The sequence below is a fragment of the Nocardioides aquaticus genome (assembly GCF_018459925.1).
GTDB lineage: Bacteria > Actinomycetota > Actinomycetes > Propionibacteriales > Nocardioidaceae > Nocardioides > Nocardioides aquaticus.
Genome location: NZ_CP075371.1, coordinates 2,234,481 through 2,255,292, shown reverse-complemented (window position 1 = coordinate 2,255,292; position 20,812 = coordinate 2,234,481). Strand labels below are relative to the sequence as shown.

The following is a 20,812-nucleotide window of genomic DNA, read 5'->3' as shown; positions in this document are numbered from 1 at the left end:
ACGGTGCTCCTCCGCGACGCGCCCGTCACGGGCCTGAAGGCCCGACGACGGGGGTCGTTGCGTCCTGGCCACGTCCCCGGCCCGGGCGCAGGGTGGGCACCAGGAGGCACATCATCGAAGGACCAGCGTCACCCACCACCGTCCAGCGCCTCACCAGGCTGCTTCCGCAGCGCGAGGACCTCGCCGCCGTACGCCGCCACCCCCGGCAGGACCTGGTCGCCGGCGTGACCGTGGCGATCGTGGCCCTGCCGCTGGCCCTGGCCTTCGGCGTCGCCTCCGGGCTCGGCGCCCAGGCCGGCCTGGCCACGGCCGTCGTCGCCGGGATCGTGGCCGCCGTGCTCGGCGGCTCGAACGTCCAGGTCTCCGGGCCCACCGGCGCGATGACCGTGGTGCTGGTGCCCGTCGCCCACCAGCACGGCGCCACCGGCGTGCTCATGGTCGGGTTCCTGGCCGGGATCGTCCTGGTCCTCATGGCCGTGGCCGGCTCCGGGCGGTACGTCCGGTTCCTGCCCGTCTCGGTGATCGAGGGGTTCACCGCCGGCATAGCGGTCGTCATCGCGCTGCAGCAGGTCCCCTTCGCGCTCGGGGTGTCCGACCCGACCGGCGAGAAGGTGTGGGCCACCGCCGCCGACGCGGCAGCGACCTGGCTCGCCCACCCGCAGGCTGCGCCGGTCGTGGTCTCCCTCGGCGTCGCCGCGCTGATGCTGCTGGGCGGCCGCTGGCGACCGGGAGTGCCGTTCTCGCTGGTGGGCGTCGCGATCGCCACCCTCGTCACGCAGGTGTGGGACGCGGGCCTGGTCCCGCTCGGGGACCTCCCCGCGACGCTGCCGGCGCCCTCGCTCGACTTCGTGGACCTCGGCGCCGTCAGCACCCTGGCCACCGCGGCGCTCGCGATCGCCGCGCTCGCGGCCCTGGAGAGCCTGCTGTGCGCCACGGTCGCCGACGCGATGACGGTGGACCAGCACCACGACCCCGACCGCGAGCTCTTCGGGCAGGGCGTGGCCAACATGGTGGTCCCGCTGTTCGGTGGCATCCCGGCCACGGCCGCCATCGCGCGCACGGCCGTCAACGTGCGCGCCGGCGCCACCTCCCGCCTCGCCGCGGTCTCCCACGCGGTGGTGCTGCTGCTGCTCGTGCTGGTCGCCGCCCCCCTGGTCTCGGCCGTGCCCCTCGCCGCGCTCGCCGGCGTGCTCTTCGCGACCTGCGTGCGGATGGTCGAGGCCGGGGCGCTGCGGGCCCTGGTCCGTTCGACGCCCTCCGACGGGGTCATCGTGCTGCTGACGTTCTCCGTCACCGTCGCCCTGGACCTCGTCACCGCCGTCGGCGTCGGGGTGGCCGTCGCGGTCGCCCTGGCCCTGCGGTCGGTCGCGCGCAGCGCGCGGATCGAGCAGGTCCCCCTCGAGGTCGGTGACCACGGCGCGGAGGAGCACGCCCTGCTGGCCGAGCACATCGTGGTCTACCGGATCGACGGCCCGCTGTTCTTCGGCGCCGCGCACCGGCTCCTGCTCGAGCTGCCCGACATCCTCCAGGTCGACGTCGTCGTGCTCCGGATGTCGCGGGTCACCACCCTCGACGCGACCGGCGCCACGGTGCTGGGGGACGCGATCGAGCGACTGGGCCGGCGCGGCATCGTCGTGCTGCTCTCCGGCGTCACCGCGCAGCACGAGATCGTGCTCGGCCGGCTCGGCAGCACCGCCGACCTGCGTGCCGCCGGCCGGATCCTGCCCGACACCCCGGCCGCCATCGCCGAGGCCCGACGCCTGCTCGCGCTCGCGGGCCGGACCCCGACCGACGAGAGGGAGGCCGACCGTGCCTGACCGCACCGGCGAGCGCCCACCACCCGCCGCCCCCGCACGGCGCCGGGCCCACCTGATGGTCCCCGGCCAGCCGCACCGCCCCGTACCGACCCCGGCGAGCACCCGCCGGGTGCAGCGCTGGGTGGTCTCGATCCTGCTGTTCTCGACCGTCTTCCACCTCGCGGTCGGGCTCGTCGTCGCGGCCGTCAGCATCGACGCCTCGGTGCCGACCTCCCGGATCGGGCTGCTCGCCATCGCAGGGGTGATGGGCGTGCTCGCGGCGGTGGCCGCGTCCGCGATCCACCAGCGCCGTCCGCAGGTCCCGTGGCTGCTCCTCGGCCTCGCCCCGGCCCTGGTGGGCGTCTACCTGTGCTTCCTGCGCTGAGCGCCCCACCGCACGTCAGGGACCTTCGGCGCCGCCCCTCGGGCCCGACGACCGTGCTCACGGGTCCCCGCGCTTCCTAGCGTGGCCAGCACCATCCCTCCCGATCAGGAGATCCCGTGGACCTCGATCCGCTCGACATCGCACGCTGGCAGTTCGCGATCGTGACCGTGTACCACTTCTGGTTCGTGCCGATCACGATCGGGCTCACCGCCATCGTCGCCGGGTACGAGACCGCGTGGGTCCGCACCCACGACGTGAAGTGGCTCCGGCTGACGAAGTTCTTCGGCAAGCTGCTGCTGATCAACTTCGCGATCGGCGTGGTGACCGGGATCGTGCAGGAGTTCCAGTTCGGGATGAACTGGAGCGACTACTCGCGCTTCGTCGGCGACGTCTTCGGCGCCCCCCTGGCGATCGAGGGCCTGCTCGCGTTCTTCCTCGAGTCCACGTTCCTCGGCCTGTGGATCTTCGGCTGGGACCGCCTCTCGCCCCGGCTGCACGTCGCCTGCATGTGGATCGTGCACCTCGGGACGCTGCTGTCGGCCTACTTCATCCTGGCGGCCAACTCCTGGATGCAGAACCCCGTCGGCTACGCCTTCAACCCCGAGACCGGACGCGCAGAGCTGAACGACTTCGGCGCCGTGCTGTTCAACGAGGTCCAGCTGGTGACCTTCCCGCACACGGTGCTGGCGGCGTACATGACCGCGGGCGCCTTCGTCGTCGGGGTCGCCTTCTGGCAGCTGGTCCGCCGGGCCTCGACCGACGAGGACCGCACGATGTACCGCGGCGCCGTCCGCGTCGGCGCGGTGGTCGTGCTGCTCAGCGGCCTCGGGGTCGCGCTCTCGGGGGACGCCCAGGGCAAGGTGATGACGGAGGTCCAGCCGATGAAGATGGCTGCCGCCGAGGCCCTCTACGAGACCGAGGCGCCGGCGGACTTCTCCGTGCTGACCATCGGCAGCCTCGACGGCTCCGAGGAGCTGTTCTCGATCAAGCTCCCGGGCGTGCTCTCCTACCTGGCCACCGGGGACACCAGCAGCGAGGTCGTCGGCATCAACGACCTGCGGGAGCAGTACACGCAGACCTACGGCCAGGACCCGGGTGCCGCCTACTACTCCGCCGGCGACTACACGCCGGTGATCCCGCTGACCTACTGGTCGTTCCGGCTGATGATCGGGCTGGGGCTCGCGGCCGCGGCCGCCGCCGCCTGGATCCTGTGGGCGACCCGACGGGGGCGTACGCCCGGCGGGCGGGTCCTGCTCTGGGTGGCGATCGCCCTGCCCTTCACCCCGATCCTGGCGAACAGCTTCGGCTGGATCTTCACCGAGATGGGGCGTCAGCCCTGGGCGGTGTTCGGCCTGATGACCACCGAGCGGGCCGTCTCGCCGGGGGTCGGCGCCGGCGAGATGCTGTTCTCACTGATCGCCCTGACCACCCTCTACGCCGTGCTGGCCGTGATCGAGGTGAGCCTGATGCTCACCTACATCCGTCGTGGTGCCGACCCCCTGACCGAGGCCGACCTCGCGCCACCCGACGACGGCGACGACGCCGCCGACCGCCCGCTCGCCTTCGCCTACTGACCCGGAGACCACCACCATGGAGCTCACCACCGTCTGGTTCGCGCTCATCGCGATCCTCTGGACCGGCTACTTCGTCCTCGAGGGGTTCGACTTCGGCGTCGGCATGCTGCTGCCCGTCCTGGGCCGCACCGAGAAGGAGCGCCGGGTCATGATCAACACGATCGGCCCGGTCTGGGACGGCAACGAGGTCTGGCTGCTCGTGGCCGGCGGCGCCACCTTCGCGGCCTTCCCCGAGTGGTACGCCACCTTGTTCAGCGGCTTCTACCTGCCGCTGCTGCTGATCCTGCTGGCCCTCATCGTGCGCGGGCTCGCCTTCGAGTACCGCGCCAAGCGTGACGACGACCGGTGGCGCTCGCGCTGGGACGCCGCCATCGTCCTCGGCTCCGTCGTCCCCGCGCTGCTGTGGGGCGTGGCCTTCGCCAACATCGTGCGCGGGGTGCCCATCGACGCCGAGATGGAGTACGTCGGGGGCTTCTTCGACCTGCTCAACCCCTACGCCCTCACCGGGGGCCTCACCACGCTGCTGCTCTTCCTGACGCACGGGGCGGTGTTCATCTCGCTCAAGACCGACGGACCGATCCGGCACGCCGCGCGGACGCTGGCCCTCAAGCTGGGAGTCGCCGCCGCCGTGGTGACCGTGGTCTTCCTGTCCTGGACCCAGGTCCTCACCGGCTCCCTGCCCTCGGCGGTGGCCTTCGCCGTCGCCGCGCTCGCGCTGCTCGCCGGGCTGGCCGCCCTCTCGGCGGGCCGGGAGGGCTGGGCCTTCGTGGGCACCTTCGTGGCCATCGGTCTCGGCGTCGTCGGGCTGTTCCTCGCGCTCTTCCCCGACGTGATGCCGACCACGCTGGCCGACGGCCTGTCGCTGACCACGACCAACGCGGCCGCGACGCCCTACACGCTGCGGATCATGACCGTCGTGGCGGTCGTCTTCACCCCGCTGGTCCTCCTCTACCAGGGCTGGACCTACTGGGTGTTCCGCAAGCGGATCGCCGTCCACCACATCCCCGACACCACGCCGTCCGTCCCCGTGGCGTGAGGCCCACCGACCCCCGGCTGCGGGCCGGACTGGCCCCCGCCCGGCGTCCGCTGACCGGTGTCGTCGTCGCGGGCGTGGTCGGCAGTGTCCTCGTCATCACCCAGGCGTGGGCCGTCACCGGGCTGGTGCTGGCCGTCGTCGCGGGCGCGGACCTCACCCGCTGGGTCGCCGTCGTGGTGGTCGCGTTCGCCCTCCGCGGGGCCACGGGCTGGGTGTCGGACGTCCTCGCCGCCCGCGCGGCCGTCCTGGTGGGCGCCGACCTGCGGCGGCGGGTCGTGGCGGCGTACCTGGTGCAGCGCACGACCGGCGGGCCGTCGTCCTCCACCGGTGAGCTGGCGCTGCTGGCGACCCGCGGCGTCGCCGCCTCCGAGCCCTACCTGACCCGCTACCTGCCGGCGGTCGTGCTGGCCGGGGTGCTCCCGCTGCTGACGCTGGTCACGATCGCTGCCCAGGACCTGCTCAGCGCGGTCGTGGTGGCGGCCACGCTGCCGCTGGTCCCGCTGTTCGGCGCCCTGGTGGGCCTGCGGACCCGGGACCGCGCGCGGGAGCAGTGGCGGCTGATGGCCTCGCTCTCGGGCCACTTCCTCGACCTGGTGCGCGGCCTGCCGACGCTCGTCGCCTTCAGCCGCGCCCGGGCCCAGTCGCCCCGGATCGCCGAGATCACCGACCGCTACCGCCGGGCGTCGATGTCCACGCTGCGGGTGGCGTTCGCGTCGTCGGCCGTCCTCGAGCTGGTGGCCACGCTCAGCGTCGCCCTGGTCGCCGTGCTGGTGGGGCTGCGGCTGGCCGCCGGCGGCCTCGACCTGCGTACCGCCCTGTTCGTGCTGCTGCTCGCCCCCGAGGCCTACTGGCCGCTGCGCCGGGTCGGGGCGGAGTTCCACGCCGCCGCGGAGGGCGTCGCGACGTTCGAGGCCGTCGAGCAGCTCACCGAGAGCTCGGCAGCTGCCGCCGACGACGCGAGCACCGTGCCGCCCGTCGCGGGTGCCGACCTCGTGCTGGACGACGTCAGCGTGCGCTACCCCGGTCGCACGACACCCGCCCTGGCCCACGTCACCGGGGTCGTCGCGTCGCGCGGGGTCACCGTGGTCCGCGGCCCCTCGGGATGCGGCAAGTCGACGCTGCTGGCGGCCGTGGCCGGCCTGCTGCCCACCGCCTCGGGCTCGGTCCGCGTCGGTGGAGCGACCGTCGGGGGCGAGGAGTGGCGCTCACGGATCGCCTGGCTCCCCCAGCGGCCGGTCTTCGTCAGCGGCAGCGTCGCCGAGAACCTGAGGATCGCGGCCCCCGACGCCGCCGACGAGCAGCTGTGGTCGGCGCTGCGACGCGTCGCGCTCGAGGAGCGGGTGCGGGCGCTGCCGGGCGGCCTCGCGGCGCCGGTCGGCGAGGACGGCACCACTCTGTCGGCCGGCGAACGGGCACGGCTCGCGCTGGCCCGGGTGCTGGTGACCGACCGGCCGTGGGTCCTCCTGGACGAGCCGACCGCCCACCTCGACGCGCTGACCGAGCAGGTCGTCGCCGACACCGTGGTCGAGCTGGGGCGTACCCGGGCGGTGCTGGTGGTGGCGCACCGGCCGGCGATCGTACGGCTGGCCGACGCCGAGCTGGTCCTGCCGGCCGCCCGCCCGGCGCCGCGGGTCGTCCCGCCGCGCGCACCGGACGTCCCCCTGCGGGTCGCCGCGCCGGACGACCAGCCAGCCCCGCCCGAGCCGCCGCGCTCCCTGGTGCTCAGCGTCGTGCTCGGTGCCCTCGCCGCGACCTCCGGGGTCGCCCTGACCGCGACCGCCGGGTGGCTGATCGTCCAGGCGTCGACACGTCCCGCGATCCTGACCCTGATGGTGGCCATCGTCGGCGTGCGGGCCTTCGGCCTGGGGCGACCGGTACTGCGCTACGCCGAACGCCTGCGGTCCCACGACGTGGCCCTCCGGCTGCTCGCCGCGGAGCGCGTCCGGGTCTACGACGCCGTCGTGCCGCTGACGCCGGGTCGGCTCGGGCGACGGCGCGGGGACGTCCTGACCTCGATCGTCGACGACGTGGACAGCGTGGTCGACCGGCAGCTGCGGGTACGCCTGCCCCTCGCCGTCCTGGTCGCCGTCGCGGGCGCCGTCGCGACGGGTGCGGCCCTGGTGCTGCCGGCCGCCGGGCTCATCGTCGCCCTCACGTGCGTGCTGGCCGGCGGTGGCGGCTTCGTGGTGTCACGCGTCGGCGCGGGACGGGCCGAGCGCGACGGGGTCGCCCGCCGGGCCGACCTCTCGGCCGCGGTGGTCGAGGTCGGCCAGCTGGCCCCCGAGCTCGTGATGTGGCAGGCCGACGGGCTCGCCCTCGAGCGGATCGCCGCCGCGGGCCGCCCCCTCGGCGAGGCGTCGGTGGGGGCGGCACGGTGGTGGGCGGGTGCGCGCGCCCTCGTGCTGCTGTGCCACGGAGCCGGCGTGGCCGCGACGGCCGCGGTCGTCACCCCCGCGGTGATGTCCGGTGCGATCTCCGGGCCCCTCGCCGCCCTGCTCGTGCTGGTCCCCCTGGCCCTGGCCGAGGTCACCTCCCCCGCCGCCGACGCCGGCGCGCTCTCCGCGCGGACCGACGCCGCGGCACGACGACTCACCGCCCTGGAGCGGAGCGCCCCGGCGGTGCGCGACACCGTGGTCACCTCGGCCCCCACCTCGACCACCCTCGCCCTGCGCGGCGTGAGCGCCGGGTGGGACCGCACCCGGCCGGCGGTCGACCACCTCTCGCTCGACGTGCCGCGCGGTGCGCGCGTGGGGATCGTCGGGGAGTCGGGGTCCGGCAAGAGCACGGTCGCGGCCCTGATGATCCGCTTCCTCGACCCGTCGGCCGGGCAGGTGACGCTGGGCGGGGCCCCGCTGCCGGGCCTGGCCCTCGACGAGGTGCGGCACCAGGTCGGCCTCGTCGACGACGACCCGCACGTGTTCGCCACCACGCTGGTGGAGAACGTCCGGCTCGCCCGGCCTGCCGCGAGCGACGCCGAGGTGGCGCGCGCCGTCCGCGCCGCCCGCCTCGGGCCGTGGCTGGACTCCCTGCCGGAGGGGCTGCACACCTGGCTCGGCGACGGCCACGGGGCGGTCTCCGGCGGCGAACGTGCCCGCATCGCCGTCGCGCGCTCGATCCTGGGCGACCAGGCCGTCCTGGTGCTGGACGAGCCCACGGCCCACCTCGACCACGACACGGCCGCCGACCTGGCCCACGAGGTGCTCGCCGGCGACCCCGGCCGCAGCGTGGTCTGGATCTCCCACGACCGGGTCGGCCTCGACCTCGTCGACCGTGTCGTGGAGCTCGGTCCGCCGCGGTGGGACGAGCGCCTGGGCGCACCGCGCTGAGCCGGACCACGACGAGCCCTGGCGCCGGGGGCCGCGGCGGAGTAGACAGGACGTGGGCTGGAGGTAGACGGCGGGTGGTGGCACCGGCCGTCCACCTCCAGGCTTGGGGCGGGACCGGCGTCGCCCGCCTGCGGGTCGCCTGCGGGTCGCCGGTGCGCGCCCTAGTGGTCCCGGCGGTAGACCTCCGCGCCTCGCGCCCAGGCCGTGACCGGGTCGGCGGAGCCGATGTCGTCCTCGTGGAGGTCGAAGGGGTCCCGGTCCAGCACCACGATGTCCGCCGACGACCCGACCCGCAGGTTCCCCGAGTCCTCCTGGTGGTTGGCGTGGGCCGCACCGCTCGTGTACGCCTGCAGCGCCTGGCTCAGCGTGAGGCCCTGGTCGTCGCGCATGGGCGGCTCCTCGTCGCGCTCGTCGGTCCGGCGCGAGGAGCGGTTCACCAGGACGTGGATGCCCTCCATCGGCTCGGGCGGGTTGATCGGCCAGTCCGAGCCCCCTGCCACCAGGGCACCGCTGTCGACGATGTCGCGGAAGGGGTACTGCCAGTCCAGGCGCTCCTGGTCGAGGTACGGCTCCACCATCTGCACGGCGGGCGTGTTGTAGCGGGCCCACATCCCCTCGACGTTCGCGATCGCGCCGAGGTGGCGGAAGCGGGCCCGGTCGCGCGGTGCCACGAGCTGCAGGTGCGCCAGCTGGTGGCGCTGGGCGCTCCACCCGTTCCGGCGGCGCGCGGCGGCGATGGCGTCGAGCGAGGTCCGGACGGCCCGGTCGCCCAGGGCGTGGAAGTGCGCCTGGAAGCCGGCGGCGTCCAGCGCGACGACGGCCTCGTCGAGCTGGTCCGGCGGGAGAAAGGTGATCCCGCGGTCACCCCCCTCGCACGGGCACCGCGCGCCACCGAGGTACGGCTCGTCGACCGCCATGGTGAAGGTCTCCGAGACACCGTCGACCATCAGCTTGACCGATCCCGCGTCCAGTCCAGCGGCCCCGAGGCGCTCACGCTCGGCGACGAGGTCGTCCAGCTGCTCCACCCCGCGGTGCCGGTCCCACCAGAGCGCCAGCCGGACCCGCGCCGTGAGCTCTCCGGCCTCTGCGAGGTCGAGGTAGGCCTGGGTGGGGTCGTCGATGCCGGCGTACCCCCCGACCAACGCGTCCTGCCACCCGACGATCCCCCACGACTCCAGGTGCGCCTGGGCCTCCCGGAGCGCGTCGAGCTTCTCCGCGCGCGTGGTGTCGACCAGACGGTGCACGAGCTGGGCGGCGGCCTCGCGCAGCGTGCCCGTCGGGTTCCCGTCGTGGTCCCGCTCGATCCAGCCGTCCTCCGGGTCGGGGGTGTTGCGGTCGATGCCGGCCAGCTCCAGCGCGCGGGTGTTCACCCAGGCGTTGTGGTGGTCGTTGCTGGGCAGGAACGCCGGTCGGTGCGCGACGATGCGGTCGAGGGTCGACGCCATCGGCCCCGTCGCCTGGTCGAAGTGCTCCAGGGACCACCCGCCGGCGCGGAACCAGGCGCCGTCGTCGCGCCCGTCCCGCTCGTCCTGGGCGGCCACGGCCGCCGCGATCGACTCCAGGCAGTCGTCCGCGGTGCCGCAGTCGGTGAGCAGGCCGTTGCGCATCTCCAGGCCACCGATCAGCGGGTGGATGTGGGCGTCGTGGAAGGCCGGCATCACCAGGCCGCCCCGGGCGTCGACCTCCTCGACCCGTCCTCCCCCGGTCGCCATCTCGTCGCGGACCTGGTCGAGGGTGCCGACGGCATAGATGATCTGCCCGCGCACACCCACCGCTCCGTCGCGGTGGTACTGGAGACCGTCGAAGAGTCGTCCGTTGGCGAAAATTACGTCAGTCACTGCTGCCCTCTTCGGTGGAGCTCCGGTGCGGTCGCGACAAGGTACGCCCGCCCGTCACCCCGGTGCGACACCGAGGTCCCCGGACCCGGGCGTCAGCCCGGCGCGCGCCGCGCCACCGGGACGTCGACGTACCGGTCGGGGAAGGGCTCGTCGTCGAGGGTGTAGTGCCACCACTCCTGGGCGTAGTTGGAGAAGCCGGCGGTCTCGAGCAGGGACTTCAGCAGCAGCCGGTTCTGCCGCGCCTGACCCCGAACGCGCGGGTCGAGGGTGGTCGACAACGTGTCGAAGCAGTCGTAGCCGGTGCCCATGTCCACGGAGCCGTCGGCGAAGCGCTCGCCGTACGGCGCGTCGCAGGGCACGAGACCGTCACTCGGCCGCCACCGTGGCTGCCGGGCGACGGGCAGCTCGACCAGCGTGAGGTCGACCGTGCTGCCGCGGCTGTGCCCGGACCGCGCCGCGATGTAGCCGTCCTCGAACAGCGCTGCCTTGTCCACGTCGGGGTAGAACTCGTCCTTCATCCGGTCGTCGCGCAGCCGCTCCGCCCACGCGACGAAGTCGTCGACCGCGGTCTGGGGCCGGAAGCAGTCGTACACCTTGAGCGAGTACCCCCTCGACCGGGCCGCGTCCTGCGCCTCCGCCAGCGCCTCCGCGGCCGGCCTGGTCAGCAGGCACACGGGGTCGCGGTAGGCGTGGATCCGCCGGCCGACGAAGTTGTGCCGCGTGGTGTAGCGGATGTCGTGCAGGATCGTCGGGTCGACCTCGTCGAGGGCCACGAAGACCGGTGGGGCCGGGCTCGGCCGGGGGTCGCCGGAGGCGACCTGCTGCGACGGCGCCACCAGCACGACCAGGCCCAGCACGGCCCCGAGCACGGACCGGGCGAGGCGACGAAGCTCTCTGCCGTCGGTCATGGTCGGCACCCTAGTCAGCGGGTCGGGGTCTGCCCAGGGGCTGCGTCCGCGGCCGGGTCAGTAGCCGAGCAGCGTGGCGGCCAGGTCGGTCAGGACCTCGGTCGCTCCTCCCCCGATGCCCAGGACGCGGGCGTCACGGTAGTGGCGGTCGATCTCCGACTCGCGCATGTAGCCCGCGCCGCCGTGGATCTGCACCGACTCGCTGACCACGTGCTCCACCGCCTCGACGGCGGTGTTCTTGGCCATCAGGGCGTCGAGGACGAGGTCGGGGTCCGTCGCGGGGACCTCCAGGGACTTCTCGATCGCGGCGCGGGTGACCGTACGGGCCGCTGCCGTACGGCGGTGCATCTCCACCAGCTTGTGCCGGATCACCTGCCGGCTGACCAGGGGCCTGCCGAAGGTCTCCCGGTCCGTGGCGTGGCGAACGGCCAGGTCCAGGGCACGCTGGGCGGTGGCGTAGCCCTGCAGCGCCAGGGCGAGACGCTCCCCGACGAACTGCTGCATCAGCAGCCCGAAGCCCCCGTTCTCCGCACCGACCAGGTTCCGCACGGGCACCCGGGCGTCCTCGAAGGTCAGCTCGGCGGTGTCGGAGCAGTGCCAGCCCGTCTTCCGCAGGGGCCCGGAGACGGTGAACCCAGGGGTCCCCCTCTCGATGACCAGCAGGCTGATGCCGCCGGAGCCGGGTCCACCGGTGCGGACCGCCGTCGTGACGAAGTCCCCGCGCACCGCGGAGGTGATGTAGGTCTTCGCGCCGTCGACGACGTAGTGGTCCCCGTCGCGGACCGCCCTCGTCGTGATCCTGGCGACGTCGCTGCCGCCACCGGGCTCGGTGACCCCGAGGGAGCCGATCAGCTCACCCGCCAGCGTGGGCCTGACGAAGCGGTCGACGAGGTCGCGGTTCCCGCTGTCGACGATGTGCGGGACGGCGATGCCGTAGGTCATCAGGGCCGCGACGACGCCGGTGCTCCCCCCGGCCCCGAGCAGGGCCTCGGTGACGACCGCCGTGTCGACGGCGTCACCGCCCTGCCCACCCACCTCCTCGGCGAAGCCGACACCGAGGATGCCGGCGTCCGCCGCGGCCCTGCTGAGCTCGCGTGGCAGCCGGCCGTCGTCCTCCCACTGCGCGAGGTGCGGCGCGATCTCGCGCTCGGTGAAGCGGGTGACGGCCTCGCGCAGCGCCTGGCGCTCGGGAGTGGTCCATGCGTTCACGACGGGTCCTTCGACTTCGTGGGGTCGGGGCGGCGGCGGTGAGTGCCCGCGACGCTACCTGCCGGTCGGGTCGCCCGTCCCGGGTCAGAGGGCAGCCAGCTCCTGGGCGCTGAGGCCGTCGAGCCCCAGCGTCGTCAGGGTGCGGGCTCCCTGGCCCCGGAGGTCCTGGGCCAGCACGACCGACGCGAGGGTGATCAGCGCGTCCATCGTGGGCGTCGCCACCCCCGTGCGGCGGGCGAGGTCGGTGAGGAAGACCAGGGAGTATCCGACGTCCTCGGTGAGGTAGCGGTGGTCGAGGCGGTCCTGGGCGCCGATCCCCAGGAAGCCCGGGGCGGTGGAGTAGCCGGTCGAGTAGCTGGCCTCGCGCATGTAGCCCTGCACGACCCCCAGGTCGGGCTCGGACAGCACGCTCACCCCGAGCGCCGCCGCGATTGCCAGCCGCTCGAGGTCGGCCGCCTCGATCACCCGGCCGACGGCCTCGGTGATGCCCTCCTCGTAGAACAGGAAGCCGCCGCCGGTCCGCTCGATCAGGCCGGCGTTCAGCAGCGTCACGGCCGGGTGGATCACCGGGTTGCCGTTCTGCAGCGTCGTCTGGAAGACGCTCTGTGCAGCCTCCGCCCCCGGGTAGACGTCCTGCACCAGCGACAGCAGCCGACCGGTGCCCGAGCGGGGCAGACCGGCGACCAGCACGCCGCCGCCGAGCTTGTGGAACACGGTGATCCGGGCCGGTCCCACGATCCGCACCGCGTACGGGAGGGTGCTGGTCTCCCCGACGGTGATCGTCTCGTCGTCGAGCGCCAGGCCCAGGGCCCGCTTGGCCGTGATCGCGCCCGCGCAGGAAGCGGGGCAGACGAGCACCGCCTGGCCCGGCACGAGGTACGGCGCCACGAGCGCAGCCTGGTGCTCGGTGCTGTACGCCGGTCCGACCAGCACCACGAGCCCGGCACCGGCCACGGCGGTCTCGGCGTCCTGACCGGCGTAGGTGACCGCTGCGAAGCCCTCGATCTCACCGGTCGCGTGGATCCCGCCCGCGACCGCGACCGCAGCGACCTGGTCGGGGAAGTGCGCGGAGTCCACGAGTCGTACGTCGTGCCCGTGGCTCGCGAAGTCGAAGGCGACCGCGAGGGCGCCGTTGCCCGAGCCCACGACGGCGACGGCGACGCGGTCACGCACGGAGGTCCTGGTGGTCGCTGTGGTCGTCGTGGTCGCTGCGCATCGCGTGGTCCTGTCCGGCGCCCGTGGCGCCTGGTGGTCGGCAGGGAGCGCCCGGGGCGGGCTCCCCCGGCGAGCCTGCGCCCGCACTCCGAGCCGACGCCCGGGGCGAAGGTCCCGGTCCGCGGAGCGAACGACCCCCGGCGCCACACCGCGAGGGTTGTCAGACGTGCTGATGTCGGCGACCCTGGCCACAGAGCCACCTTCGTGGCGCTACCCCGGACCCGGTGGCGTGGACCGCGTCGCAGACCGGGGACATCCCGTCATCGTCCGTCGTCCTCGCCCACGGTCCCGACCGGACGGAGGACGCCGTGGACGCCCCGACGACCCCGTGCCGGATCCGGGTGTCGGTCCTCAGCCCGTCCGTCATCACCCGGACCGGGCTCCGTGCGCTGCTGGCCCGTCACCCCGACCGGATCGAGGTCCTCGACGACGCCGACGACACCGACGACGCCGACGACCCCTGCGGCGCGCCGTCCACGGCCCGGACCGCCGGCGCGGACGTGCTGGTCCTGGACGTCGCCGCGCTGAAGGATCCGACGCGACGGAGCGCCGTCGAGACCGTGATGGCGGGGGCCTACGCCGTGGTGGCGGTCGCCGAGGGCTTCCGCGCCGACCTGCCGGTCCTCCTCCGGGGCACCGGGGTGGCCGCCTGCCTGTCCCCCGACGTCACCGCCCCCGACCTGGTCGCCACCGTCGAGGCCGCGGGTACCGGCGACCTGGCGTCGACCGACGTCGCGGACGGGCAGGGAACCGGCGCGCTGCGGTTCTGCCGCGGCACCGACCGGGGGCTCGGTCTGTTCTCGTCCCGGGAGCACGAGGTCGTCGCCCACATCGTCGGCGGCAGGTCCAACGCGGAGATCGCCGGTGCGATGTTCCTGAGCAGCAGCGCGGTCAAGTCCTGCATCCGCTCCGCCTACCGCAAGATGGGCGTCAGCACCCGGCCGGAGGCCATCGTCTGGTTGCTCCGCGAGGGCATCGGCTTCGCGCAGCCCGAGGCCTCGCACCTCCGCGACGCCACGTGAGCGCCGCCACCGGTCCGTCAGGCAGCCCTGCCGCCGGCCGGGGTCGGGTGCCGCAGCGTGAGCACGACGCTCACGGCGGCGTAGTACAGGACGTACAGCAGCGACAGGGCGACGACCAGGACGTTCGGGTCGGGGTACTGCAGCAGCAGCACCGCGTAGGTCACCAGCCACGCCCCCGCGAGGGAGAGGTTGAGACCCCGCGCGGTGGCCGTACGTGAGGGGTAGATGTACTTCACCGGCACGAAGACCAGCACCACGCAGGTCAGCAGGAGGGCCGAGGTCACGCCGGGCGAGACGTCCAGGACGATGACGTAGAAGGCCACCACGTTCCAGTAGCTCGGGAACCCCAGGAAGAAGTGGTCCTCGGTCTTGGCGTCGGTGCGGCAGAACTGGTAGCTCGAGGCCAGCAGCGGCAGCACCGCGACCAGGGTGCCGAGGTTCCCCTCGGGCAGGTAGCCGCCGTACCAGAGCAGGAAGACCGGCGCGAAGCAGTAGGTGATGTAGTCGACGACGTCGTCGAGGCGCGCGCCGTCGAAGTTCGGGATGACCTCCTTGACCCGGAGCCGCCGCGCCAGCATGCCGTCGGTGCCGTCGATGAGCAGGGCGAGCAGCAGCCACCACAGCGCCGCGACCTCGTCCCCGCCCACGGCGGCGGCCAGGGCGAGGAAGGCGATCACGGTGCCGCTGGCGGTGTAGGCGTGCAGGGCCCAGCCGGCGGCGCGCAGGCGGAGCGGCTCCTCGGCGACGTGCATCGCGGTCATGTCGGTGGATCCCTCTCGTCACGCCCGGGTGGCGTCGTGCGCCGGCGCCGGGCGCCCGCTGATCGGGGACCCGGTCCAGGCGCACAGCCAAGCACGCCGGGTCGGACCGGCCACCATTCAGACGACCCCACGGCGAGCCGACGTGGGCACCATCACCACCCGGAACACCGCGAACCGCACCAGCCCGGCCCCGAGGTTCGCCGCGACCAGGACCAGGATCTCGGCCGTCCGCGACGGGTCCGGGTCGCTGCGCGCGAGCAGTGCGAGGGACCCGGCCGTCACCGCGAGGCTGAAGGCCAGGAGCACCAGCCCGAGCACCTGGTGGCGCACGGTCCGGGTGCGGCCCCGGACCCCGAAGGTGACCCGCCGGTGGCCCCACGTGCCGGCGATCGTCGACGCGATCAGGGCCAGGGCGTTGGCCCACTGGGCCTCCATGCTCCCCCGCAGCAGGAGGTACAGCAGCGCGTAGACGACGTTGAAGGCCGCACCCACGCACGCGAACACGACCAGCTGCAGGAGGGGTCGCCGCGACCTCGCCAGGACGGTCTGGGGTGCGGTCTCCGGGGCGGTTGTCACGGTCACGACGCTATCGGTGGGCCGAGCGACCGCCCCTCCGGTGCCGAGGGCCCTGCCCGCGGCGAGGCCTCCCGCAGGCCACGGGGACCGTGGGTGGCGCACCCTTCCCGGGTTGCCGGACGGGGTGTCACCCCGGCCGGGACACCGGCTCGCGCAGCCCGTGGATCCGGTCGTGGTCGGGGAGCAGCCGCCGTCGGCGCATGTGCCACCAGACGAGCAGCGACGAGCACGCCGCGTACACGCACCACAACGAGGCGAACGCCTCGAGGAACAGCACGCCCACGACGACCAGACCGACCAGGTTGACGACACCGAACCAGAAGATCGACCGGTAGCCGGAGATCAGGGGCGCCCCGATCACGGCCCCGATGTAGGCCACGGACCAGAACAGGTAGCCCGTCAGGCCCACCCGGTAGAGGATCGCGTTCGGGCGGACCTCGACGAGCACCGGTCCGTCGAGCACGGCCACGGCCAGGACGATCGCGACGACCAGGCCGACGGCGGCGAAGGGCACGACCCGGCGACGCGCACCCCGCGGCTCCAGGAGGAGCACCGCGACCGGCACGAGCAGCGGGAGCACCGGGAGCGCGAAGAGGACGTAGGCGAGGCTCGCGCCGGCCTGGACGCTCGGGCAGACGGCTCCCGTCGATCCGGCCCACACGAGCGCCTCGACCAGCTGGTGCAGGGCGAAGAGCAGCGGCAGCGAGGCGAAGGGCACCTCACGGACGTGCCTCACCTCGCGGAGTGACAGCACACCGACCGGCAGGAGTGCGGCACCGACGATCACGTCGGCCTCGATCGAGAAGCACACGGGACCGGCCCTGCTCTCCTCGGGCACCGGGACCTGCCCGGGCGGGCGGATCGGCGGTCATGGCTCTGACCACCCCTGGTTCGGCGCGTCCTGACACCCTCTCACCTGGACGGGTCGCCGGCACAGCCTGCGGACCGGTGGCGACCTGCCTGATCTCAGCTCCCGGCCGGTCGCGCTGAGGTGCCGCGTCAGGCGTCGCGGCCGCCCTGCTCACCGCCAGTCGCCTCGTCGGGGCAGGTACCGGTCTCGGGGTCGAAGCCGTCGGCCCACTCACCGGAGGCGAAGTCGTAGCCGACCGGCTCACCGTCCTCGTCGGTGCGCTGGTACCAGTCGGTGTAGCGGTCGTCGGTCGAGTCGACCTCGGCCCCGGCCCCCTCGGCGGGAGGCACGGTCCGCGTGACCTCCAGCGCGAAGTCGTCGCCGTAGCGCTCGACGCCCTGCAGCACGGCGTTCCTGACCGCCGCCTCGGCGTAGCGGTGCCGCAGGATGTAGGGGTCGGTCCGCAGGTCCCGCACCCACGCCACGATGATCAGCAGCATCACCAGCGCGAACGGGACCGCCGTCACGATCACCAGCTGCTGCAGGCCGGCCAGGGCCGTGGCGTCACCGAGCAGCAGCATCACCACGGCGATCCCAGACATCACCAGCCCCCAGAACACGACCACCCAGCGGCCGGGGTCGAGGTTGCCGCGGGTCGAGAGCATGCCCATCACCACGGACGCGGAGTCGGCCGAGGTGATGAAGAAGATGGCCAGCACCAGGATGCTCAGGAACGGCAGCCACTCCAGGTACGGCAGGTTGTCGACGACCGCGAAGAACACCTCGGGCGGGGCCAGGTCGGCGGACAGGCCGTCCGCACCCTCGCGGTACTGCCAGATGGACGAGCCGCCCATGACGCCGAAGGCGACGAAGAGCAGCGAGGACGGGATGAGGATGGTGCCGAGGATGAACTGGCGGATGGTCCGGCCGCGGGAGATGCGGGCGATGAAGATCCCGACGAAGGGCGACCAGGAGATCCACCAGGCCCAGTAGTAGACGGTCCAGGACGACTGGAACTCGACCGTCTCCTCGCCCCAGGACAGCGACCGGCCCATCATGTCGAACATCGACCCGACGTACTCCAGCAGCGCCGAGGGCAGGAAGTTCAGCAGGAACAGGGTCGGACCCAGGACCAGCAGCAGACCGACGATGGCCACCGTCAGCACGATGTTCAGGCTCGACAGGTAGCGGATCCCCCGGGCGACCCCGGTGACCGCCGAGATGACGAACCCGACGGTGAGCACGAGCAGCAGCCCGACCACCATGACGTTGGTCAGCTCCACGCCCGACACGATGCCGACCCCCGTGCCGATCTGCATGGCTGCGATGCCGAGCGCCGCGGCGGTGCCGAAGAGCGTGGCGATGATGGCGAAGACGTCGACCAGCTTGCCGGCCAGCCCGTCGGCGTGGCGGGCGCCGAAGAGGCCGCGGAAGATCGACGACATCAGCATGGCCCTGCCTCGCCGGTAGGCGGCGTAGGCGACGGCACCCCCGACCAGGGCGTACATCGCCCAGGCGTGGAAGCCCCAGTGGAAGTACGTCTGCGCCATCGCGCGGTGCATCGCCGCGGTCGACTCGGGGTCGTTGGTCAGCGGCGGGGGCGAGACGAAGTAGGTCAGCGGCTCGGAGGGCCCGAAGAAGAGGACCCCGATGCCGATCCCGGCCGCGAACAGCATCGACACCCACGAGAAGGTGCTGAACTCGACCTCCTCGCCGTCCTTGCCGAGCGGGATCCTCCCGTAGGGCGAGAAGGCCAGGATCAGCAGGGACACGAGCACCGTGATCGCGACCAGGTTGAACAACCAGCCCACGTTCCGGGTCGACCACAGGAAAGCGGCCTCGGCGACCGAGGCCACGCTCCCGGGCGAGACGACCCCCCACACGACGAAGGCGACCGTCAGCGTCCCGGCGACGGCGAAGACGAAGGTGTCGAGCCCGTAGCGACGTCGCTGCTCGTCGATCGAGATCCCCGGCACGAGGGCGGGATGGACGTCGTGCGGGTACTGGGGGCGTTGGTAGTCGAGCTGGCCGAGGGACTGCCCGGCCCGACCGCCGAGCCGTCTGCCGTCCCTGCCGTGCCGGACTCCCGCGGGACCCGTGGGGTCCACGCCCTCGGGAGGTGTTCCTGGCATGTCGTTGCTCCTCGTCCGTCGTGGTCGTCGGGCGGACGTGGGCACCTGGCGGCCGGCACGTCGGCTGACAACCCTGTCATCTCCGGGGCCGCACCTCCACACGGCGCGTCACCGGTCCGCCCCTCTGCCACACTCGACGCATGGAGCAGGAGCCCACCGCCAACGACTCCATGATCGAGGCCGTCGCGCGCCTGCTGGAGTGGCCTCTCTGGGTCCCCGCCGTCGTGGCGCTCCTGGTCTGGGGTGCCTGGGCCCTGCTGCATCGGCGCACGGGAGAAGGACGTCACGAGCCGGACTGAACGCCCGGGTTCGACGGACGGTGGTGGCCGGTCGTCCTGCACGACGCGGGACGATCGACCCTGGACGCCGGACGGGGGGTACCGGCACCATCGGACGGCTGTCGGGCCCCGCACGGGGTGCCCAGGATGGGGCTCACCACCCACCACAGGAGGACCCCATGAACACCACCACCACCCGCAGGGCGGCCGCCGCCGCGCTGCTCGCCGGCACCACGACCCTCGGGCTGCTCTCCGCGACCGCCCCGGCGAACGCGAGCGACGACCGCGTCGAGCGCACCGGGCAGTGCTCCGGGTCGGCGCGCTGGGACCTCAAGGTCAAGACCGACGACGGCGGCCTCGAGGTCGAGGGCGAGGTCGACAGCAACGTCAACGGCCAGACCTGGAGCTGGCGCATCGTCCACAACGGCTCGGTCTCGGCCCGTGGCACCGCGACCACCCGCGGCCCCAGCGGCTCCTTCAGCGTGGAGCGCCGCATCACGAACCTCGCCGGCACCGACCGCGTCACCTTCGCGGCCTCCAGGAACGGCCAGACGTGCCGCGGCAGCATCAGATTCTGACGCCGCCGCACTCGTCCGTGTGGGTCACGCTCCCCCCGTGGCCCCGCGGATGAGACGTCTGGCCCGGCACCCCGCGGCACAGTTCCTCGCCGCGGGGTGCCTCGCTGTGCTCCTGGTCGTGCTCGTGACCGGCCGGCTCAGCCGCAGCGCCGCGGACGAGGAGGCGACCGACGACGCCCGGGCGACCACGGAGGTGCTGGCCCGCAGCGTGGTGGGCCCGGCCCTCCCGTCCCGGTTGTCGTCCGGCGAGGCCGGTCCCGTCGACCGCCTCGACCGCGCCCTGCAGCAGCGCCTCGACGTCCCGGGCCTGGAACGGATCAAGATCTGGGCCGAGGACGGGACGATCGTCTACTCCGACGAGACGCTGCTGGTCGGCAGCCGCTACGAGCTGGACGAGGAGGAGCTCGACGTCCTGCGGGGTGGCGGCACGGAGGCCGAGCTGTCCGACGTGAGCCGCCCCGAGAACCGGTACGAGCGCGACCTCGGCGGCGTGCTCGAGGTCTACACGCGCGTCGAGTCACCGGAGGGCGAGGCCCTCCTCTTCGAGGCGTACTACTCCACCGCCGGCGTCGGCGACCGCGCCGACGCGATCCTGAGCCGGTTCCGGCCCGTGACCCTGGTCGGGCTGGGTGCACTCGTCGCGGTGGCACTGCCGCTCATCATGCTCCTCACCCGTCGGCTCGGCCGGGCCGCCGAGCAGCGCGAGCGGCTGCTGCGGGCCGCGGTCGACGCCTCGGACGCCGAACGCACCCGGATCGCGCGGGACCTCCACGACGGGGTCGTCCAGGAGCTGGCCGGCACGTCGTACGTGCTGACCTCCATCGCCGCCCGACCGGACACGGGCAGCGCCCTGCGCACCGAGCTCGACGACGCGAGCAGCTCGGTGCGCGGCAGCGTCCGGGCACTGCGCTCCCTGCTGGTCGAGATCTACCCACCGGACCTCGACGCCACCGGGCTGGCCGGTGCCCTTGACGACCTCCTCGCCCCCCTGGGCCGCGACGGGGTCACCACCTCCCTGGCCGTGCAGGTCGACGACGACCTGCCCCCGCACCTGGTCGCGCTCACCTGGCGCACGGTCCAGGAGGCCGTGCGCAACGCCGTGCGCCACGGCGGCGGGGCGCACCTCGACGTCAGCGTCCAGCAGACCCCGGACGAGGTGGTCGCCGTGGTCCGCGACGACGGCTGCGGGTTCGACGTCACCGCCCCCCTCCCTGCCGGTCACCTGGGTCTGCGAGGGGTCCGCTCCCTGGTCGAGGAGGCCGGCGGCTCGTGGGCCGTGGAGTCCGCCCCGGGGCCGGCACCACCGTACGGATGCAGGTGCCGCTGCC

The 20,812-nt window shown here is 73.5% G+C and carries 16 protein-coding genes and 1 pseudogene; 9 read left to right on the top strand and 8 right to left on the bottom strand.

Annotated elements, in window-relative coordinates; all coding sequences use genetic code 11:
* Positions 1-92 precede the first annotated feature (92 nt).
* From ENKNEFLB_RS10880 to cydD, 5 genes are all read left to right on the top strand, one after another.
* On the top strand, positions 93-1,817 hold the full coding sequence (locus ENKNEFLB_RS10880) for a SulP family inorganic anion transporter (RefSeq protein ID WP_246535962.1): 1,725 nt from the start codon (positions 93-95) through the stop codon (positions 1,815-1,817).
* Positions 1,810-2,181, top strand: a complete 372-nt coding sequence (locus ENKNEFLB_RS10875; RefSeq protein WP_246535961.1) for a hypothetical protein — start codon at positions 1,810-1,812, stop codon at positions 2,179-2,181. The genes ENKNEFLB_RS10880 and ENKNEFLB_RS10875 overlap by 8 nt, the downstream gene beginning before the upstream one ends.
* Before the next feature lie 116 nt (positions 2,182-2,297).
* Complete coding sequence (locus ENKNEFLB_RS10870) at positions 2,298-3,755, top strand: cytochrome ubiquinol oxidase subunit I (RefSeq protein WP_214059200.1); 1,458 nt, start codon at positions 2,298-2,300, stop codon at positions 3,753-3,755.
* Between the two features lie 16 nt (positions 3,756-3,771).
* Positions 3,772-4,791, top strand: a complete 1,020-nt coding sequence (gene cydB / locus ENKNEFLB_RS10865; protein WP_214059199.1) for a cytochrome d ubiquinol oxidase subunit II — start codon at positions 3,772-3,774, stop codon at positions 4,789-4,791.
* Positions 4,788-8,117: a thiol reductant ABC exporter subunit CydD gene (gene cydD / locus ENKNEFLB_RS10860; protein WP_214059198.1), complete on the top strand. Its 3,330-nt coding sequence runs from the start codon at positions 4,788-4,790 to the stop codon at positions 8,115-8,117. The genes cydB and cydD overlap by 4 nt, the downstream gene beginning before the upstream one ends.
* 161 nt (positions 8,118-8,278) lie before the next feature.
* Here cydD and ENKNEFLB_RS10855 read toward each other — a convergent pair whose 3' ends face one another.
* The 4 genes from ENKNEFLB_RS10855 to ENKNEFLB_RS10840 all read right to left on the bottom strand — a co-directional run bounded on the left by ENKNEFLB_RS10855 (position 8,279) and on the right by ENKNEFLB_RS10840 (position 13,245).
* On the bottom strand, positions 8,279-9,955 hold the full coding sequence (locus ENKNEFLB_RS10855) for an amidohydrolase (RefSeq protein WP_214059197.1): 1,677 nt from the start codon (positions 9,953-9,955) through the stop codon (positions 8,279-8,281).
* Positions 9,956-10,047: 92 nt separating this feature from the next.
* Positions 10,048-10,863, bottom strand: coding sequence for a M15 family metallopeptidase (locus ENKNEFLB_RS10850; RefSeq protein ID WP_214059196.1), 816 nt, complete (start codon positions 10,861-10,863; stop codon positions 10,048-10,050).
* Between the two features lie 57 nt (positions 10,864-10,920).
* Positions 10,921-12,072, bottom strand: a complete 1,152-nt coding sequence (locus ENKNEFLB_RS10845; RefSeq protein ID WP_214059195.1) for an acyl-CoA dehydrogenase family protein — start codon at positions 12,070-12,072, stop codon at positions 10,921-10,923.
* An 84-nt stretch (positions 12,073-12,156) separates the two neighbouring features.
* Positions 12,157-13,245 (bottom strand): NAD/NADP octopine/nopaline dehydrogenase family protein, encoded by a 1,089-nt coding sequence (locus ENKNEFLB_RS10840; protein WP_214059194.1) that lies wholly within the window; start codon positions 13,243-13,245, stop codon positions 12,157-12,159.
* A 266-nt stretch (positions 13,246-13,511) separates the two neighbouring features.
* Here ENKNEFLB_RS10840 and ENKNEFLB_RS10835 point away from each other — a divergent pair, with 266 nt between their 5' ends.
* Positions 13,512-14,309 (top strand): helix-turn-helix transcriptional regulator, encoded by a 798-nt coding sequence (locus ENKNEFLB_RS10835; RefSeq protein WP_214059193.1) that lies wholly within the window; start codon positions 13,512-13,514, stop codon positions 14,307-14,309.
* Positions 14,310-14,326: 17 nt separating this feature from the next.
* On the opposite strand, the gene ENKNEFLB_RS10830 is transcribed toward ENKNEFLB_RS10835, so the two are convergent.
* The 4 genes from ENKNEFLB_RS10830 to ENKNEFLB_RS10815 all read right to left on the bottom strand — a co-directional run bounded on the left by ENKNEFLB_RS10830 (position 14,327) and on the right by ENKNEFLB_RS10815 (position 18,628).
* The gene (locus tag ENKNEFLB_RS10830) at positions 14,327-15,070 is read right to left on the bottom strand and encodes a CDP-alcohol phosphatidyltransferase family protein (protein ID WP_246535960.1); all 744 of its coding nucleotides are present in this window, start codon (positions 15,068-15,070) and stop codon (positions 14,327-14,329) included.
* A 117-nt stretch (positions 15,071-15,187) separates the two neighbouring features.
* Positions 15,188-15,646: a GtrA family protein gene (locus ENKNEFLB_RS10825; protein WP_214059192.1), complete on the bottom strand. Its 459-nt coding sequence runs from the start codon at positions 15,644-15,646 to the stop codon at positions 15,188-15,190.
* Between the two features lie 127 nt (positions 15,647-15,773).
* Positions 15,774-16,457 carry a DUF6629 family protein gene (locus tag ENKNEFLB_RS10820; RefSeq protein ID WP_214059191.1) on the bottom strand — a complete coding sequence of 228 codons (684 nt, stop codon included), beginning with the start codon at positions 16,455-16,457 and terminating at the stop codon, positions 15,774-15,776.
* A gap of 188 nt (positions 16,458-16,645) precedes the next feature.
* Complete coding sequence (locus ENKNEFLB_RS10815) at positions 16,646-18,628, bottom strand: BCCT family transporter (RefSeq protein ID WP_214059190.1); 1,983 nt, start codon at positions 18,626-18,628, stop codon at positions 16,646-16,648.
* 140 nt (positions 18,629-18,768) lie between these two features.
* On the opposite strand from ENKNEFLB_RS10815, the gene ENKNEFLB_RS10810 reads away from it, so the two are divergent.
* From ENKNEFLB_RS10810 to ENKNEFLB_RS23170, 3 genes and pseudogenes are all read left to right on the top strand, one after another.
* Complete coding sequence (locus ENKNEFLB_RS10810; protein ID WP_214059189.1) at positions 18,769-18,927, top strand: hypothetical protein; 159 nt, start codon at positions 18,769-18,771, stop codon at positions 18,925-18,927.
* Positions 18,928-19,085: 158 nt separating this feature from the next.
* On the top strand, positions 19,086-19,484 hold the full coding sequence (locus tag ENKNEFLB_RS10805; RefSeq protein WP_214059188.1) for a hypothetical protein: 399 nt from the start codon (positions 19,086-19,088) through the stop codon (positions 19,482-19,484).
* Between the two features lie 49 nt (positions 19,485-19,533).
* Positions 19,534-20,718, top strand: a pseudogene (locus ENKNEFLB_RS23170) (sensor histidine kinase); the annotation flags it as partial.
* Positions 20,719-20,812: the final 94 nt, after the last annotated feature.